This is a genomic window from Sessilibacter sp. MAH3 (assembly GCF_054658275.1).
Map to the genome: position 1 here is coordinate 1 of NZ_BAAGIE010000018.1, position 19202 is coordinate 19202.

Genomic DNA, 19202 nt, shown 5'->3' on the forward strand with positions numbered 1-19202 from the left:
TCGTTTAAATAAAAATCTTTTCCATGGCGCTTGAGACTCTCTGATATTCATTATCGTTGGGGTTTTTGGGTTTGCTTTTGTTTAAATATCGGAGCTAGTTTTGCCACAGTCAGTTTGGAATGAATGTGTTTCCAGTCTTGAAAAAGAGCTGCCTAAACAGCAATTTAACACCTGGATCAGACCTTTGGTGTTATCGGACGACAACCTTGAGCAGGGGGTGTTGAACGTTGTTGCTCCCAATCGCTTCGTTTTAGATTGGGTAAACTCTAAGTTCTTAAACAGGATCGAAGAGCTTGTCAGCGAGTTTAACGACGGGCAGATTCAGCGCATAAATCTTTCTGTGGCACGCATCAGTCGTGCGGCCCGTGGAGCTGGCGGTCGCGCTTCCTATACGGCTAATCGTCCGCCGGCCCAACATAACTCTCGTTCGCACGGTTTCGACGATAATTCCACTGCGTCCCCGTCTGGGTTTGCCGATCGTAATGGCGGATCTGTTGGTTTTGGTCAGCGTTCTAATGGCTTTCACACTAACGGTAGTGATCTCGGTTTAGATGCCAACCAGTGGGCTGACGAATCCTCTGCCAATGTTAATGATATCGTCCGGGAAAGCGGCTTTGGCGGCTCTGCGCGCAATAGTTCTGCCATCGGTAATTACGGTGGTGGTGATGTTTTTTCCGATCACGGTTTTAATTCTCAGGCCTTACCTGAAGAGCGTGATTTGGACTCTGCGTTTGGTGGCGGTGGTTATTCAACCGCCGTTGATCATTCGTCTCAGGATAACGGGTGGGGTAGAGATTCTGAAGAAAATACCCGCTCGGATGATCAATCCGGTTTTAATCGTGGTGATGCCGGTGTTTTTACACCTGAGAATTTCTCCAGACAAAATGGCTCCGTACCTCGTTCGGCGGCCAGTAGTTTGAATCTGGATCCGCGTATTTTTAATAAGCGTCCAGGTCGAAACACGGCAACTTTTCAAGGTTCTCCTTTTACTGCGCACACCCAAAATACGCCTAAGCCTTTGGTAAATAACCACGGCAAAAAAGGCGTACAGGTCGAAGGTGCCATTAAGCACGTTGGTAGTTTAAATCCTAACTTTACGTTTAAAAGTTTCGTTGAAGGTAAATCTAATCAGCTTGGTTTGGCTGCGGCTCAACAGGTCTCAGAAAATCCAGGGGGTGCTTACAATCCGTTGTTTATCTACGGCGGTGTTGGTTTGGGTAAAACTCACTTGATGCACGCGGTCGGTAACGCCATGCTTGAGCGTAACCCTAACGCTAAGATCGTTTACTTGCATTCTGAACGCTTTGTGGCTGATATGGTAAAAGCCCTACAGCTTAACGTTATTAATGACTTTAAGCGGTACTACCGCTCTGTTGATGCCTTGTTGATTGATGATATTCAATTTTTTTCTGGTAAGGAGCGCTCTCAAGAAGAGTTTTTCCACACGTTTAACGCATTGTTAGAAGGTGGCCAGCAAATCATTCTGACCTGTGATCGTTATCCGAAAGAAATTAAAGGGGTAGAAGAGCGCTTGAAATCACGGTTCGGCTGGGGATTAACCGTTGCCGTTGAGCCGCCGGAGCTTGAAACCCGTGTGGCTATTTTGAAGAAAAAGGCGGTGCAGTCGAATATTGATTTACCCAATGATGCGGCGTTTTTTATTGCTCAACGTATTCGTTCCAATGTTCGCGAATTGGAAGGCGCTTTAAAGCGCGTTATTGCCAATGCCCACTTTACCGGTCGCTCTATTGATGTTCCTTTGGTCACCGAGGCTCTTAAAGACCTTCTGGCCTTGCAAGATAAACAGGTTAGCATTGAGAATATTCAGCGCGTGGTGGCGGAGTATTACAAAATCAAAATCAGTGATTTGCACTCCAAGCGTCGCAGCCGGTCCGTGGCTCGGCCGCGTCAGGTCGCTATGGCGCTTTCAAAAGAGTTAACCAATCACAGCCTACCTGAAATAGGCGATGCCTTTGGTGGTCGTGACCACACCACGGTTTTGCATGCGTGCCGAAAAATTAAAGAGCTGCGCGAGCTGGATTCCGATATTCAAACCGACGTTAAAAACCTAACTCGCTTATTAACAACCTGAGGGTTATTAATAAGGAGTTTGTTCCTGGTCTTTTCTAGGCGTTAAAAAACATCGATAAAGCGCTGATTCTTGGTAGTTTTTACTCAGCTTTAGCGGCGTTTTAAGGTATCATTAAAGACCTAAATCTGTGCAGTCTATCTTTTTGCGAATAAGGTTTTTAGAGTTTTTGTAATGAAGTTTAAGGTGTTTCGTGAGCAGCTACTTAAGCCGCTGCAACTAGTTGCGGGCGTTATAGAAAAACGCCAAACCATGCCTATTTTGGCAAACGTATACATGTCATTGCACAAAGACGGCACCTTGTCGTTGACCGGCACGGATATGGAAGTTGAAATGGTTGTTCGGGTAGTTTTGGACGATGACTTCACACCCGGTGAAATTACGGTGCCCGCCAAAAAGCTTACCGATATTTGCCGATCATTACCCGACGAATCTGAAATTACTCTTGAGCTAAAAGACGAGCGCGTTTTGGTGAAATCCGGCCGCAGCCGATTTCAGTTATCTGCCTTGCCTGCCAGTGATTTTCCCGCTTCAGATTCTCGTCAAAACGAGATCAGCTTTCAGTGTACCAAACACACGATAAAGCGCCTGATTGAGAAAACCGGCTTTGCCATGGCCCAGCAAGATGTTCGGTATTATTTGAACGGTATGCTGTGGGAAATCAGTGCCAACCGCTTTCGCGTGGTTGCGACTGACGGTCATCGACTTGCGTTATCGGAAAATACCGAACTACAAACCGGTATTAACGATGTTTACAGCTGCATTGTGCCTCGCAAGGGTATTTCGGAATTGGCCCGCTTGCTTGACGACAACGAAGACAGCGTAGACATAGGTATTGGTCCCAGTCATATCCAAGTCAGCTCCGAGTTTTTTACCTTCACGTCTAAATTGGTTGACGGCAAGTTTCCCGAATACGAACGTGTGCTTCCCCGTGGTGGTGATAAGATTGTATTTGGTCCACGAGCTGAGTTGCGCGAAGCGTTTTCTCGGGCTGCCATCTTATCCAATGTTAAATATCGTGGTGTTCGACTTCTGCTTAACGATAGCTTACTGACCATCACCGCAAATAATCCGGAGCAAGAAGAAGCTAACGAGGAAGTGGTTGTGGACTACCACGGTGAAGAGCTCGAAATTGGTTTTAACGTAAGTTATCTCCAAGACGTCACTAACGTATTGGAGAGCGAAACCATTAAATTTACGCTTTCTAATTCTAACGCCAGCGCGTTAATTGAAGAGCCAGAAGGTGGTGATTCGATGTACGTTGTTATGCCAATGCGTATGTAACTTATCTTGGATAAAATTTTTGTACTACAAGCGTTTGTTAGTCAGCAACGTTAGAAATCTTGAGCCGCTAGATTTAACCTTTTCACCTTCGGTGAACGTGATCTGCGGCTTAAATGGCAGCGGCAAAACATCTTTTCTCGAATCTCTTTCGATACTTTCCAGCGGTAAATCTTTTCGATCCCATTTAACAACGCCTGTCATAGCTCGTGATCAAAAGGCAGCGACCGTTTTTGGTGAAGCCAGCGACGGTAATACGCTCTACAAAATAGGTGTGGAGAAATCGATAGGCAAGGGTAGCTCTATTCGGTTGAATCAAAAACCTCTCCAAAATAATTCAGCGCTGGCTCGATTAATTCCTTTGTTGGTGATTGATCACCAGTCTTTTGAGTTGTTAATGGGTGGCTCTAAGTTTCGTAGAAGTTTGTTAGATTGGTTAGTGTTTCACGTGGAACAAAATTTTCACGTTAACTGGTTGTCGTACCGTGAGGTGCTTAAACAACGCAATGCTCTATTGAAGCTGAAGGAAACCCAAGCCCGCGATGTAAATATCTGGGCACCTCAGCTTTCCGATTTTGGCGAAAAGATTACCGACTATCGAGCTAAGGTTTTTGAAGTCTTGGCGACGCAACTTAACGAACTATCTACGCACGAGAAAGACTTCGAGTTGGATTTCAGATTTGATCAAGGATGGAAGCAAGATCAAAGTCTAAAAGAATGTTTGTTGGAATCCTTTGATCAAGATAGGCGCTATCAGACCACAAAGAAAGGCCCCCATCGTGCGGACTTGCTTTTTACCACTGGCGGTAAAAAAGTAACGGACGTGCTTTCCCGAGGCCAGTTAAAAACGGTAGTCTGTCGCTTCTTTTTAGCGTTGGCTAATTGCTACAAGGATATTTTCGGTAATGCGCCGATTATATTGATCGATGACTTACCGGCGGAGCTCGATAAGAATAGAGCCAAGATACTGCTGCGACAGTTTTTGAATTTGGGTAGTCAATTGTTTGTTACCGGAGTAGATCTACCATATTTCAGCGATATCATCGCCACAGAACAGAATATAAAAGTGTTTCACGTGGAACATGGAATATTCAAAGAATTGGAAAAAGACAGTGCCATTAATCTCGCTGCTGTCTGACGGAGAAAATGAAATGACAGAAGAAAACAACTATAACTCATCCAGTATCAAAGTATTAAAAGGTTTGGATGCGGTAAGAAAGCGTCCTGGTATGTACATAGGTGACACCGATGACGGCTCAGGCCTCCATCACATGGTTTTCGAGATTGTCGATAACTCCATCGATGAAGCCTTAGCTGGCCACTGTTCCGAAATCAATGTTGTTATTCACACTGATGAATCCGTCACAGTCAGCGACAATGGCCGTGGAATTCCAACCGAAATGCACGAAGAAGGCGTATCGGCAGCCGAAGTAATCATGACGGTGTTACACGCCGGTGGTAAGTTTGACGACAACACCTACAAGGTGTCTGGTGGCTTGCACGGCGTGGGTGTATCCGTAGTTAATGCATTATCAGAAAAGCTCACCCTAACCATTCGTCGCGATAAAAAAGTACACGAACAGGTTTACCATCACGGTGTACCGCAAGCGCCACTGAGTGTAATTGGCGAAACGTCTTCCACCGGCACCACGGTGACCTTCAAGCCTTCACCAGCTACCTTCACCAATATCGAGTTCCACTTTGATTATTTAGCGAAACGTCTGCGCGAATTATCTTTCCTAAACGCAGGTGTTCGTATTGTGTTGAGTGACGAGCGCAGTGGTAAACAAGAAGTTTTTGAATACGAAGGCGGTCTAAGAGCATTTGTTCAGCACTTAAACCAAGCGAAAACTCCAATCAACAACGTCTTACACTTCACCACTACTCGCGAAGATGGCATCGGCGTAGAAGTTGCGCTTCAGTGGAACGATAGTTTCCAAGAGAATATCTTTTGTTATACCAACAATATTCCTCAACGAGACGGTGGTACTCACCTTGCGGGCTTTCGTGGTGCGCTAACTCGGTGCTTGAACAACTACATCGAGAACGAAGGTTTTGCGAAAAAACAGAAGGTAAACACCACCGGTGATGACGCCCGTGAAGGTCTGACGGCGATCATTTCCGTGAAAGTTCCTGATCCAAAATTCAGCTCCCAAACCAAAGATAAGCTCGTGTCTTCAGAAGTAAAAGCGGCGGTGGAACAAGAAATGGGTAACGCCTTGAATGATTACCTATTGGAAAACCCAGCCGACTCAAAAGCCATCGTCTCTAAAATGATAGACGCGGCTCGCGCTCGTGAAGCCGCACGTAAGGCGCGTGAAATGACCCGCCGTAAAGGTGCTTTAGACATCGCAGGTTTACCGGGTAAGCTCGCCGATTGCCAAGAGAAAGACCCATCACTCTCTGAAATTTACCTTGTGGAAGGTGATTCGGCGGGTGGTTCTGCTAAACAAGGTCGCGACCGCAGAACCCAAGCAATTCTGCCGTTGAAGGGTAAGATTCTTAACGTAGAAAAAGCCCGCTTCGACAAGATGCTATCCAGCGCCGAAGTTGGTACGCTTATTACCGCTTTAGGTTGCGGCATCGGTAACTCAGAATTCAACGCCGATAAACTCCGCTACCACAGCATTATCATCATGACCGACGCCGATGTGGACGGATCGCACATTCGCACCTTATTGCTGACCTTCTTCTTCCGCCACATGCGCGAGCTAATCGAGCGTGGTCACGTTTATATTGCTCAACCACCTTTGTACAAAATCTCCAAAGGTAAACAAGAGCAATATCTCAAAGATGACGACGCCATGACTAAGTTCTTGTTGCAAGCGGCCATGGACAGCGCGGCATTACACGTTAATGCCGATGCACCACCGATTCAAGGCTCCGCATTAGAAGCATTAGTCAACGAATACAGAGCTGTTATGGCGACCATTGCACGCCTGGATAAAGTCTTCCCGTCCGATGTTCTAGAGCAAACCATCTACATCTCTAAACTCTCCGCAGAAGATCTAAACCAAGAAAGCGAAGTAACCAAATGGTGTGCAGAACTCGAAGGCAAAATGCTCGTCGATAACCGTTCGGGCAGCGCCAGCTATGTAATTACCGCAGAACACAATGTGGAACGTAACATTTACCTACCAAAGGTAACCATCACCGCCCACGGAGTGCCTACCGATTACCGATTTGGCTTAGATTTCTTCAAAAGCGCCGAGTACCGTTCTATCTGTGAATTAGGCCAAAAGCTTGATGGCTTATTGGAAGAGAGCGCATTTATCGCGCGCGGCGAAAAGCAAGAAGCGGCCACCAGTTTCAAACAGGCCTTAGAATGGCTAATGAATGAATCCAAACGTGGTTACGCAATTCAGCGCTACAAAGGCCTTGGTGAAATGAACCCAGAGCAACTTTGGGAAACCACCATGAACCAAGAAACCCGCCGTATGCTGCAAGTTACCATCGAAGACGCCATTGGTGCCGACCAAATGTTTGCAACACTGATGGGTGACCAAGTGGAACCGCGTCGCGAATTTATCGAAACTAACGCATTGGCGGTTTCGAATTTAGATGTGTAAAAATAGCTGTTGATACAGAGATTTGAATAAAAACCCGGATTTAACTCCGGGTTTTTTTATTTAAGGCATTAGTAATTATTTAAGATCTTATCGTTTAAGTTAAAAACACCTTACACTCAGTTTATAAACAAATAATCCCCAAGTAGCTGTAGATAAATTTCAAGACCAATAATGTAAACGCTGCTAAAACATCTTAGTAATAAAAAGCTGTCCTGTTTGCGTAAAAACATCATACAAATTGCGGTAATTGGTCAGTGATAGCATTGTTGCGATCCCTTACACTAAACCAAATTTATTTGGCTCTCGGCCAAAATCTAAAAAGCATCGTAAAGACCCCATTTGGATTGAGCAAATCTCATGTCTGTTTTCAAAAATCTCCTTAAGTACCTTTTTATCCTAATAACCATTACTGGCGTTTCGGCCTGCAACGACCAAAAAGAGGTTGGTAAAACCGAGCAAATTAGGCCGGTAAAATCCATTGTGGTGGGTGAGTCTGTGAGTGGTCCGCGCTGGACTTTTCCAGGAAAAGTCCAAGCTTTCGAAAAGGTCGATTTATCGTTTCAGGTCTCGGGCCAATTAAAAATGCTGAATGTGTTAGCCGGGCAGAGTGTTAAAAAAGGCGAGGTCCTAGCGAAGCTAGACCAGCGTAATTACGCCGCCGAAGTCAAAGCCGCCCAGGCAGAGTTAGATCGATCATCGGCAGAGTTCAGTCGTATGGAGCCGCTGCTAGAAAAACAGCTGGTATCACAATCGGAATACGATCAGAAAAAAGCCCAGCGTGATATTGCCGAGGCAAATCTAGATCAAGCTCAAAAAGCCCTAGAAGACACCGAGTTAACAGCACCGTTTTCCGGTGTTATCGCTGGCCGTTTCGTCGAGAATTTCGAAGACATCACAGCAAAGCAGGCAATTCTCAGCTTACAAAATCCGAACACCTTAGAAGTCACGATTAATATTCCCGAGAATAGAATCGTTGCAATTGAAAACCAACGCGACCAAATACAAGCCTTTGCAAAAACCAGCAATGAACCCGATAAAAAATACGCGCTGGATTTGCGGGAATATTCCAGTGAGGTAGATCCTGTTACGCAAACTTTTGAAGTGATTTTAAATTTAACCAAAAATGAAACCGATAAAATATTCGCGGGTATGAGTGTAGAGGTGTTGCTTGAAACAGACGACAAAACTGCACAAAGCTATTGGATTCCAGAAAGCGCTGTTATTGCGAATATCGATAATTTACAAGAAAGCAAAGTCTGGGTATTAACTCAGATCGATAACGAATTGTGGCAAGCTCAGTCGCGAGTGGTAGAGGCAAAAGAATTATCGAAAGAAAATATCGAAATTATTTCGGGATTAAATAAAGGCGAAAGAATTGTCACCGCTGGAGCAAATTACCTGCACGAAGGCGACAAGGTAAAACTCTATGTCGGCGACACCTTGTAAGAGCGAGACAATAATATGAATATCGCTCAATACGCCATAGAGAAAAAAACCGTTACCTTGGTTCTAACCATCGCTTTATTAATTGGCGGTGTGATCGCCTTTTTTAATTTATCGAGATTAGAAGACCCGGAATTTACCGTTAAAGACGCGCTTATTATTACCCGTTATCCGGGTGCTACGCCGGAGCAGGTCGAACAACAAGTCACCGATGTGTTAGAAACCGAAATCCAACGCATACCGCAACTCAAGCGTGTTACCTCGGTTTCTAAGGCGGGCTTATCGACCATTACCGTATCGATGAAAGATCAATACGATAAAAAAACCCTACCGGCGATTTGGCAGCAATTACGCAGCAAAATAAATGACGTTAAACAAAATCTACCGCCGGGCGCAGGCGAGCCGCAAATTTTCGATGACTATGGCGATGTATTCGGCATTGTTTACGCACTAACCGGCGACGGGTATAGCGATAAAGAATTGTATGAATACGCAAAATTTCTGCGCAAAGAATTGTCCTTGGTAAAAGACGTCGCCAAGGTGGATTTGTGGGGTGTGCAACAAGAAGCGATCTACGTCGAATTCTCACGCAACACCATGAATCAACTTAAAATTACACCGCAAGCCATCGCGCAATTATTTACCACGCAAAACTCAGTGGCACAGGCTGGTCAGGTAAAAATTGGTCGCGATTATATTCGCATTAATTCCGCCAATGGCATTAACGCCGTAAAAGACATCGAGAATTTAATTATTCCCGGCCAAAGCGGCGCCGGGCGCTTAATTGTTTTAAAAGACATCGCAACCGTAAAACGCGAATACGTAAATCCCGCCACGGCACAAATGATCTTTAATGGTAAGCGCGCAATCGGTTTAGCGATTTCTACAGCGTCTGGCGGTAACGTAATTACACTGGCTGAAAATATCGAAGAGCGGCTTAATCAATTGCAAACACAAGTGCCGATTGGTTTAGAAGCCGAACCCGTTATAAAACAAGCCGACTCCGTAACCCGTGCAATCGATGGTTTTGTTTGGAGCCTAGTACAAGCCATTGGCATCGTTATTTTAGTGCTGCTGATTTTTATGGGCTGGCGCTCGGGTTTAATTATCGGCATTGTTTTGTTGGTAACGGTCGTCGCGACTTTTTTACTGATGGATTTCGAAGGTGTTGCCCTAGAGCGAATTTCTCTGGGTGCCTTAATTATCGCCTTGGGTATGTTAGTCGATAACGCCATCGTTATTTGCGAAGGCATGCTGGTAAGAATTCAGCAGGGTGAAAAGCGTCTGGCCGCCGCAAAGATAGTGGTGGAACAAAACGCATGGCCATTATTAGGTGCAACCTTCATCGCCATTTTAGCGTTTGCTGCCATCGGCTTGTCGGATGACTCGACCGGAGAATTTTGTCGCAGTCTCTTCCAAGTGATGTTGTTTTCACTCATAACCAGCTGGGTATTGGCTTTAACCTTAACGCCGCTGCTGTGTTATTGGTTGATTCCAGAAACAGACGCCACCGATAATCAAAAAGATGTGTACTCAGGCTTTTTATTCACCGCCTATAAAAAGTTTTTAGTGGGCTGCTTAAATCAACGTGCGCTAACCACCATTGCCTCTGTTTTATTAATGGGTGTGGCGGTTTACGGATTTGGGCAAATTAAAGGTTCGTTTTTCCCAAAATCAACCATGCCCTTTATGATGGTTCACTATTGGTTGCCAGAAGGCTCTGATGTTCGCGAAACCCGAGCAGACGTTGAACAAATCGAAGCATTTATTCGCAGCCAAACCGAAGTAAAATCAGTATCGAGTTTTATTGGCCAGGGTGCACCAAGATTTATTTTGACCTACGCACCCGAAATTAATAATTCCAGCTACGGCTTTTTATTAATTGAAGTGAATAAATATCCCGAGATAAACAGTTTATTTCCAAAAATCAGCGACTATTTAGCGGCGAACTTCCCAGACGCCCAACCCAAGGTGCAGCGCTTTAATTTAGGGCCAGCACCTAAGAACTCGATAGAAGCGCGATTTAGCGGCGACGATGCCGAAGTATTGCGTAAGCTCTCCCAGCAAACCAAGCAAATCTTCGAATCAGAAGGGGCAATAGTAGTACGCGACGATTGGCGTCAACCGGTTAAAACCATCAATCCCGTATATGCGCCCAATCAAGCGCAATTGGCAGGAGTTTCTCGCGATGATCTAAACGGTGCATTGCAAACCAACTTCGTCGGCAAACGCATTGGTGTTTATCGTGAAGACGACGAGTTAATTCCCATTGTTTCACGTGCCACAGAAGTTGAACGCCAAGATATTTCGCAAATTAAAAATATCCAAGTATGGAGTGTCAGTGCCAACGCCTACATTCCCATTGGGCAGGTGGTGAACAGTTTTGAAACCCTTTGGCAAAATCCGCAGATTCATCGCAGAAACCGTCACCTAACCATTACTACCGGCGCAGAACCCGTAGATGGCGAACTTGCCAGCGAATTACACGCACGAGTCAAGGCCAAGGTAGAAGCTCTAGAATTACCCGAAGGTTATTTTTTGGAATGGGGTGGTGAATTCGAATCGTCCGGTAATGCACAAGGTGCATTAAAAGGTGGGATTATCAGCTCCTTTATATTGATGGTAATAATTTCGGTGGTGTTATTTAACTCCATTCGTAAACCCGTCATTATTTGGCTGGTCGTACCCTTTGCTGTAATCGGCGTAAGCTTCGGATTGCTCGCCACTGGCGAACCATTTGGCTTTATGTCGTTACTGGGCTTTTTGAGCTTATCGGGCATGCTAATCAAAAATGCGATTGTGTTAATCGAGCAAATTGGCCTTGATGAAGCCGAAGGTAAGCCGGTTTATAAAGCCATTGTGGATTCGGCCATCTCGCGTAGCAGGCCGGTGTTAATGGCCGCGGCAACAACGGTTTTGGGTATGATTCCGCTGCTGGACGACGACTTCTTTATTGGTATGGCCATTACCATTATGGCGGGCTTAAGTTTCGCAACCCTGTTAACACTCATTCTAGTACCGGTGTTCTATAGTTTACTATTCAATGTAAAGAAAACGGCTCTCTAAACGCAAAGGTAATGCAACATAGTGGAAACCACAGACCTGCTGATTAATTTATTATTGTTTTTATTTTTGCCCCTATGGGGAATCGCAGGTTTTGTGGATTGGTGTTGTCACAAAGCCACTAATATTGAAGTTACCTCCGGCGTAAAAGAAAGTTTGATGCATTGCGTAATGGGAATACAAATAGGGATTCCCATTATTTTGTGCCTAAGTTATCGCGTAAACGTATTAATATTATTGATCTGTTTCGCCGCGTTAATACTTCACGAACTGGTCGCGCACTGGGATGTCAATTACGCGCAAAATCTTCGCAAAATATCCATCTGGGAAATGCACGCCCACAGTTATCTAGCCACTTTACCGCTGTATTTATTGATTATTATTTTGGTCATTAACTGGCAGGTGTTGGTAGACTTAATCCAATTAAATTGGCAAGGCCAATTGCACTTCGAAAAATTACAGGAAAAACCCGGCGGCAATGGTTACCTACCTATGTATCTTGTGTTTATGGCTGTGGCCTGTGTTTTTCCTTACCTCGAAGAATTAATTCGATGTTTGAAAGTTAAATTAAATCAAGGAAGATAGTATGAAAAAACCAATGAAGAGGAGTTTTACCAAGACTGGTGTTGTTGATAAGAAAGCAATAATAAAGAGAATAAATGATTTTTTAAAGATTCATAATGTATCGAATTCAAATAGAATAAGAGAAATAATTAAAATTGTAGGCGATAACGATAACTCAAATGTGCAAAATATTTTAGTGCACCATGAACTGTATGAAATTGGCAAGATAATAATTTTTTTAGGTGACCAATATCCTGAGCTAGTCATAAAAGCTATAACTACGGATGGAATTTCAGAAACTAAAGGCAATAAAGATTCTAAAGGTAGAAATACACAATTTGAATTATTAGTTGCAAGTATTTTTTTGCAAGCGGGGTTTGATATTAAATTTGGTGAACCTGATATATATTTTTATTTCAAGGATCAAAGATACAATATCGCATGTAAGAGACCTAAGAGTAAAAGGAAGGTTTTAAATAATATAAAATCAGCATGTAATCAAATTGATCAACAAAACGGAATTGGGATCGTCGCATTGGATTTAACACCAACATTTTCTGAAAAAATAGCGATATGTAGCTCATTAAAAGATATGTCAAAAAAGTTGATATGGGATGACTTTCTGTGTGCTCATTACAAAAAGATAGAGACTTTTTCTAAAGAAAAAGTTACAACTATTCATTGTTTAAGTTCTATGAATGCTAGGATTCAAAATAGTACGGTTTGCTATTTATTTGATTATAGCATTGAAATTAAAAAAAATAGGACAAAAGAAGATAACCTGCATTATATAATTAATAAAATCCAAGATGTAGATCCTTTTAACTTTGGGTCATTAGCATAGATGCACGCTTATATAAATTACACAGGAAGTTTTTTGCCGGGCGAGGCGATCGATAATGACAATATCGAAGCGCACCTAGGAATGGTTAACGGCAAACCCAGTCGATTAAAAAATAAAATACTCAAAGCCAATGGCATTAAAACCCGCCATTACGCAATAGATAACAAACAAAAGACGGTTTATTTAAATCAACAGCTCGCAGCGAGCGCCGCACATACCTGTTTAGACAAAGCAGGTATCAGTGCCAATAAAATAAAGCTCTTAAGTGTTGCCACCAGTCAGGGCGATTTGGTGTTACCGGGTTTTGCATCACAGGTGCAAGCCGAGCTGGATATGGAAGACGTGGAGCTTTTTAGCAGCCACGGAATCTGTTCGTGCAGCATGATGGCGTTAAAAAATGCCGCCAGTTTAATACGACTAGGCGAACACAAACGTGCATTGGTTGTTGCCAGCGAATTACCGTCGCGTTTATTCAAGGCCAGTCGTTACGAAGCCTGTAGCGATGCCGTAGATTTTAATGCCGAGTTTTTACGTTGGATGTTATCCGACGGCGCCGGTGCATTACTGCTAGAAGACCACCCCAAAAGTGGCGGCGTAAAAATCGAATGGCAACGCAGTTTTTCCCACGCCGATACCTTACCCGTGTGCATGTCCGTGGGTATGCAACAGGGATCGACCAATCCCGAGGTGGGAAAAACCTGGCAAGATTTCGCAACCTACGCACAAGCAGAACAGGTGGGAGCATTACTGCTTAAACAAGACGTTCGGCTGCTCGACAACATTATTAAATTGGGTGTGGATGGATTTTTACGGCTTATCCGAGAAGGCGTGGTGCATGTTGATAAAATTGATCACGTATTGTGCCATTATTCATCCGATCACTTTCGCGGCAAAATATTTGAATTATTAACCGACGCCGGCGCGATGATTCCCGAACACAAGTGGTACACCAACCTTTATACCCGAGGCAATACCGGCTGTGCGTCACTATTTATTATGCTCGACGAATTTCTAAAAACGCAAACCTACCAAAGCGGCGACACCATATTTTGCATGGTGCCCGAAAGTGGTCGTTTTAATACCGCCTACATGCTATTAACTGTTAATTAATTATGCAGACATCAAGTAAAGAAACCGCAACAAAAGAAACATTAACTCCCCATGCACAGAATTGTTTGCAATCATTAATTAGTGTTTGGCTGAATTTTGAAAAACAATTAAATCGCACCGATATTATTCGCAAACTTAATGCAGGTTCGTTAACCAATGACGACTACAAAATCCTGCTATTAAATCTTCGCCAACAAGTAATCGAAGGTTCACGCTGGATCAGTCGAGCGGCATCGAGTTTTGATCGTGAATTTTCCGATATTCGTTCTATCGTTATTGGTCACGCCAAAGAAGAGCATCTCGATTATTTATTGCTAGAAAAAGACTTTGAAGCCGCCGGTGGCGATATTAGTCTTATTCAACAACAGCCAAAAAATATCGGCAGCGAAGCCTTGCACGGTTACATGATGCATAAATCCAGTGAGAAAAACCCAGTAGGGCTTATCGGTGCTATGTGGATCATCGAAGGTCTTGGCGAAAAAATGGCGAACGAGTGGGCGTCGCGCATCGACGAGCTTTTAGCCTTGCCAAAAACCGCGACAAAATTTATGCAGTATCACGGTGACAACGACGACTCACACATGGAAAAGCTGTACATCATGTTAAATCGAGTTTGCATCGACGAGAGCGCTATCGAAGAAATTACCACCACCGCGAAGGTGGTAGCGCGCCTTTACGCTTTACAGTTAGAAGTTATCGACTATGAGTAAAAGCCCGTTTTTACAAGCCTTAGAATACGACGACAGTCTTCCCATTGAAAAAGACGCGCTTAAGCTTTGGTTAAAAGATTTAGAGAATCCTTTTCGTTGGACGTTAAGACCGTTATTTCAAGCGTTATTCGCTGTGCTTTTGCATTTAACGTGGTTTATTAAACGTTTACCCTTACCGCAGTTCTCGGCGCACAACTTTCTGCAAAAAACCATTTGTTGGTTTTGCGAAAATTTCGTCAGTGTAGAAGCGAATCTTTTGATTCTGCGTCACTACGGTTGTGAATCGAATATTATTAATTTTTTAATCGATAATCAGTATTTAAAAGGGGGTGATCTTCCGGTTCAACCCATCATGCTTTATCCCGTAAAAATAAACGACATGATGGACGACTCCTTTGTAAAACACGATCAAGAGTTATTTCGTTGCTTTAAAGAAATGGGACATTGGCGTTACAACAAAGCCTCAGAATCAGCAATCAACTGGCAGCACTGGCAAACCGTTGATATGCAAGCCTTGCAAGTTACTAAAAAGAAAACCCAAGTCTTCGATTTTGAAACCTCACACGCATTATTTATGTGTTTATTTTGTTTACTGCTAACACGTGACGAATACCGCGATGCCATTAATGGTTTTAATCTCGACCAATCCATGGCGATTCGTGTAGGCGAAATTATTGGCGATAAAAGCCTAGTAGAAATGGCCTACAACAAATTTCCGCATTATCTCGTTGGGCCTTGGAACCTAAGCCAACGCTTTTTAATGCACGGCTTTTTTTGCGAATACGTTTATTCGGTTTTGCATAACCTGAAAGAAAAATCAGTATAGGAAACTCTGCTTAACCCAGAGTTTCTCGCGACACGAGGAGGTGTCGCCAATTTCGAGAACGGTAAGTGATGGAAATTGTGAAGAAATTGGAAATCGCATTTTCAATTTCTGTCCTCTGATTAAATGACGGATGAGTTAATCAGAGGTTCTTATAAATGTTTAGGTAACCAGTTTTAACTCAACCATAAATTAACGTCTTGATCACAATAACAAATTTAGGTGGGCACTATGTTACGAAAAACGCTGTTAGGTTTGGGGTTATTCTATTCTGCATTGAGTTTTGCCGAAGGGCAGGCCGTGACCTATGAGGTTAACGGTAATAAATACGAAGGTTATTTTGTTGAAGCGGCAAAAAAAGACGCACCTTTGGTTTTGTTAATGCACGACTGGGATGGTTTAACCGATTACGAAATTCAACGTGCGCAAATGCTTGCGGATATGGGTTATGCGGTGTTTGCCGCCGATATGTTCGGAGCTGGAATTCGCCCAACCAAGGTTGAAGACCGTCGTCAACATACCGGTGAGTTGTATACCGATCGCGAAAAAATGCGCGCCCTTGCCGAAGGTGCTTTAAAAACCGCGAAGACGAAAGGCGCTAATACCGACAAGGCCGTTGCCATGGGGTATTGTTTTGGTGGCGCCGTGGTTTTAGAAATGGCGCGCGCCGGTATGGATATGGACGGCTTTGCGACCTTTCACGGTGGTTTAAAAACGCCGGAAGGGCAAAATTATTCGGCGACTAAGGGTGATCTGTTAATCATGCACGGTACAGCCGATAAAGCCATTACCATGGATCAATTTGCCGGTTTGGCCAATGAATTAGAAGGCGCGGGCATTCACCACGAAATGATCACCTACAGCGGTGCGCCCCATGCCTTTACGGTGTTTGGCGGTAATAATTATCGCGAAGACGCCGACAAAAAATCTTGGCAGCGTTTTGGTGAATTCCTAGAAAAAGTCACTGCCAGAAGCGCCGATTAATTTCTCTGTGATTTAATAAGAGTTCGTCAACAAATAAACCGATAGTAAAGAATATTCAGTCGCGCTTTGGAATAACCTTAACTGCGGTGCCGTAGGCGAGAAGTTCTGCGGCACCTTGCATAACCGGCGAGGTTACAAAGCGCATTCCCACAATAGCATCGGCGCCTTTAATTTTTGCCTGCGCAATCATGCGATCTAATGATTGCTCGCGTGCCTCGGCGAGCATTTTGGTGTACTCGGTAATTTCGCCACCAACAATGGTACGTAAACTCGCCAATAAATCTTTGCCAATGTGACGGGCGCGTATGGTATTGCCGCGTACCAAGCCCAGTGTTTCTACGATTTCAAAGCCCGCTAATTCGTCTTGAGTAGTAATAAGCATTAGTTATTGATCCACGTTTTTAGAGTAGTAATCGTCTTCTTTATTATTTAATCGTTCTTTAATGACTTTAATGATTAATAGGCCAACCCCGGCAATAGCAATAAAGCCGATAATGCCAAATGGAAATGCGGCGACCAGTCCAAAAATCAACAGCAATACATAAATAACAGCAACAAATCCTAATAAGGAATAAGATATTTTTTCGTATTTATCCATAATAATTTAGCTAACCTCTAGTAGACGAAGGTTAAATATTTAGGAACCTCTGAATAGATTACACAACAGTTACTCAGAGGACCTTTTTTAGTAATACGACAACATCAACAAAAATACTAATAACACAAAAAACCACAGCACTAAATAACCGCAACGGCGTGGCCAGTTTAAATCGCTTTGTTCTGCCAGCAACTGAAGAGCAGTCATACGGGATTCTGTTGCAAATACTGCCTTTGGAGTTCTGACGTTGGTTTTGGTTAATTGGTTTATTGAACCACCCAGCAGAATCACCAATAAGGTCACCGTAAAACCAAGCGGATTCCACCAAAGCCAAGAAACACTGGGTATAAATTTCCAAAACAGAGCATTTACAAAAATACCCAATATTAAGCCAAAACACGCACCGAGCGCGCTGGGCATTCTTATAAAGAGTGTAGCGGTAAAAACCGCTAAAATAGAGCCATTGGCAAGGGAGCCAATCTTATTGATGGCTTCAAGAACGGTTGGCGCAATATCGCCGACAAAGAACGCCATAGCCAGCGTAATAGTTCCCCAAATCACCGTAACAAGTCGAGAAATCCACAATTCTTGTATCGAAGACAACGGCGACTGTCTAAAACGAACCACAAAGTCTTCCATGGTCGTCGCACTGAGTGAATTTAGTACAGAATCCAGCGACGACATGGCGGCGGCAAACAGTGCCACTAATGCAAGACCCACCAGACCTGAAGGCAGTGCCGAAATCATATAGGCGGGTACGGCTAAATTGTATTGAGGCTGACCCGAGCTAGTCGTAGGAAGATGACTTAAAAACGTGGGTTCGAGTTGAGTGTAGGCCGCAATACCCACGCCCACAAAGCAATAGAGCAACACCAACGGAAACCGTAAAAAGCCGTTAATCATTAAGGATTGGTTGGTGGTATCGATATTTTTAGTGCTCAGCTCACGCTGTACTTGGCTCTGGTCGCAGCCGTAATAGGCTAAATACAAAAATAAGCCACCAAATAACATCGGCCAAAAAGCAAAGGTATGTTGGTCACCTAAACCGTGATGAGAAAAATCGATGGCGTTAATGCGTTCGCTATCGACGAGTTGAAATAATTGCCCAAAGCCACCAATGCCATTAATCAGGTAAACAAAGACTAAAATTAATACGGCGACCAAAATAAACATCTGAATAACATCGGAATAAATAACACCTTTTATTCCGCCAAATACGTCGTAAATAACCGTAAAAACACCGAGCATAATAACGGAACCTAAAAATCCAATTCCGGTAATTAAATCAATAACAATGGCGATACTGTAAACCGTTACTGCCGTGGCAAAGGCTCGAACCCACAAAAATAAACCACTCAGTAATAATCGCGTTTTTAAATCGTAGCGTTGCTCGATAAATTCATACACAGACACCAAGCGTAGATGCCTAAATAACGGCATAAAAAATAAAATTAAAACGATCATGGCTAAGGGCAGTGCCAGCTCGTATTGCAGCCACACCAAACCGCCGCCAAGAGTAAATGCCACAAACGCGGGTGCGCCTAAAATACTGTTGGTAGAACATTGTGTAGCGAGTATTGAAATAGCAACCGGCCAGCTGCCAATGTCGCGACCACCAACGTAATAGTCGGCGCGATTAGATTGCGAACGAGATAACCAAACCGCCAGTGCCATTAGGCCGAATAAATACAGGCCAATGACCCACCAATCTAAATTTGTAATCTCACCCATAGACAAAGCTCGCTTTATTTAAAAAACATCTTTGCTATCTATTGACGAATAAATCACGCTCATTCACGAAATTAAACCACAGGAAACCTCGGTTAACAGAGAGTTTCCAGCTTCACAAGGACGGGTTGGTAGTTTCTAGAACGGTAAGTGATTGAAAGGGTACAGGAATTAGAAATCGCGTCTTTTATTTCTGTGCTCCAGTTAAATCGCCGATAAGTTAATTAGAGATGTTTATACAAGTAACCCCGTAATCTTAAGAGAAATAGATCGAGTACCCTCATATTTATAGTGGTTATAAGACTCTGCTAACGTTTTTTGGGATACAGATAAACTGCTAGGGGTTATTGAATTACCCATAAAAATATTTTTAGAAATGATTAACACTTAATTACT

At 43.5% G+C, this 19202-nt stretch carries 15 protein-coding genes and 1 pseudogene; 13 read left to right on the forward strand and 3 right to left on the reverse strand.

What is annotated here, in order from left to right; all coding sequences use genetic code 11:
* Positions 1–100: 100 nt before the first annotated feature.
* The 13 genes and pseudogenes from ACYQ2C_RS11950 to ACYQ2C_RS12010 all read left to right on the forward strand — a co-directional run.
* Positions 101–289: pseudogene (locus tag ACYQ2C_RS11950) on the forward strand (DnaA N-terminal domain-containing protein); the annotation flags it as partial.
* Positions 290–340: 51 nt separating this feature from the next.
* On the forward strand, positions 341–2092 hold the full coding sequence (dnaA, locus tag ACYQ2C_RS11955; protein WP_460102971.1) for a chromosomal replication initiator protein DnaA: 1752 nt from the start codon (positions 341–343) through the stop codon (positions 2090–2092).
* Positions 2093–2263: 171 nt separating this feature from the next.
* Positions 2264–3373: a DNA polymerase III subunit beta gene (gene dnaN, locus ACYQ2C_RS11960; protein WP_460102851.1), complete on the forward strand. Its 1110-nt coding sequence runs from the start codon at positions 2264–2266 to the stop codon at positions 3371–3373.
* Positions 3374–3392: 19 nt separating this feature from the next.
* Positions 3393–4508, forward strand: coding sequence for a DNA replication/repair protein RecF (recF, locus tag ACYQ2C_RS11965; RefSeq protein ID WP_460102853.1), 1116 nt, complete (start codon positions 3393–3395; stop codon positions 4506–4508).
* 13 nt (positions 4509–4521) lie between these two features.
* Complete coding sequence (gene gyrB, locus ACYQ2C_RS11970; RefSeq protein ID WP_460102855.1) at positions 4522–6939, forward strand: DNA topoisomerase (ATP-hydrolyzing) subunit B; 2418 nt, start codon at positions 4522–4524, stop codon at positions 6937–6939.
* 357 nt (positions 6940–7296) lie between these two features.
* Positions 7297–8385: an efflux RND transporter periplasmic adaptor subunit gene (locus ACYQ2C_RS11975; RefSeq protein ID WP_460102857.1), complete on the forward strand. Its 1089-nt coding sequence runs from the start codon at positions 7297–7299 to the stop codon at positions 8383–8385.
* Between the two features lie 15 nt (positions 8386–8400).
* On the forward strand, positions 8401–11448 hold the full coding sequence (locus tag ACYQ2C_RS11980) for an efflux RND transporter permease subunit (RefSeq protein ID WP_460102859.1): 3048 nt from the start codon (positions 8401–8403) through the stop codon (positions 11446–11448).
* A gap of 21 nt (positions 11449–11469) precedes the next feature.
* Positions 11470–12030, forward strand: a complete 561-nt coding sequence (locus ACYQ2C_RS11985) for a diguanylate cyclase (protein WP_460102861.1) — start codon at positions 11470–11472, stop codon at positions 12028–12030.
* A 1-nt stretch (position 12031) separates the two neighbouring features.
* Complete coding sequence (locus tag ACYQ2C_RS11990) at positions 12032–12853, forward strand: hypothetical protein (RefSeq protein WP_460102863.1); 822 nt, start codon at positions 12032–12034, stop codon at positions 12851–12853.
* Positions 12854–13963, forward strand: a complete 1110-nt coding sequence (locus ACYQ2C_RS11995; protein WP_460115688.1) for a beta-ketoacyl-ACP synthase III — start codon at positions 12854–12856, stop codon at positions 13961–13963. It abuts the gene before it with no gap.
* Positions 13964–13965: 2 nt separating this feature from the next.
* The gene (locus tag ACYQ2C_RS12000; RefSeq protein WP_460102865.1) at positions 13966–14673 is read left to right on the forward strand and encodes an iron-containing redox enzyme family protein; all 708 of its coding nucleotides are present in this window, start codon (positions 13966–13968) and stop codon (positions 14671–14673) included.
* On the forward strand, positions 14666–15499 hold the full coding sequence (locus ACYQ2C_RS12005; protein ID WP_460102866.1) for a DUF6999 family protein: 834 nt from the start codon (positions 14666–14668) through the stop codon (positions 15497–15499). Before ACYQ2C_RS12000 ends, ACYQ2C_RS12005 begins: the two co-directional genes overlap by 8 nt.
* A 228-nt stretch (positions 15500–15727) precedes the next feature.
* Entirely contained in the window at positions 15728–16480 is a 753-nt protein-coding gene (locus ACYQ2C_RS12010; RefSeq protein ID WP_460102867.1) for a dienelactone hydrolase family protein, read from the forward strand.
* A 55-nt stretch (positions 16481–16535) separates the two neighbouring features.
* Here ACYQ2C_RS12010 and ACYQ2C_RS12015 read toward each other — a convergent pair whose 3' ends face one another.
* The 3 genes from ACYQ2C_RS12015 to ACYQ2C_RS12025 all read right to left on the reverse strand — a co-directional run bounded on the left by ACYQ2C_RS12015 (position 16536) and on the right by ACYQ2C_RS12025 (position 18809).
* Entirely contained in the window at positions 16536–16862 is a 327-nt protein-coding gene (locus ACYQ2C_RS12015) for a YbjQ family protein (protein WP_460048955.1), read from the reverse strand.
* A 3-nt stretch (positions 16863–16865) separates the two neighbouring features.
* Positions 16866–17078: a hypothetical protein gene (locus ACYQ2C_RS12020; protein ID WP_460048957.1), complete on the reverse strand. Its 213-nt coding sequence runs from the start codon at positions 17076–17078 to the stop codon at positions 16866–16868.
* An 87-nt stretch (positions 17079–17165) separates the two neighbouring features.
* Positions 17166–18809: a sodium:solute symporter family protein gene (locus ACYQ2C_RS12025; protein ID WP_460102869.1), complete on the reverse strand. Its 1644-nt coding sequence runs from the start codon at positions 18807–18809 to the stop codon at positions 17166–17168.
* Between the last annotated feature and the right edge of the window lie 393 nt (positions 18810–19202).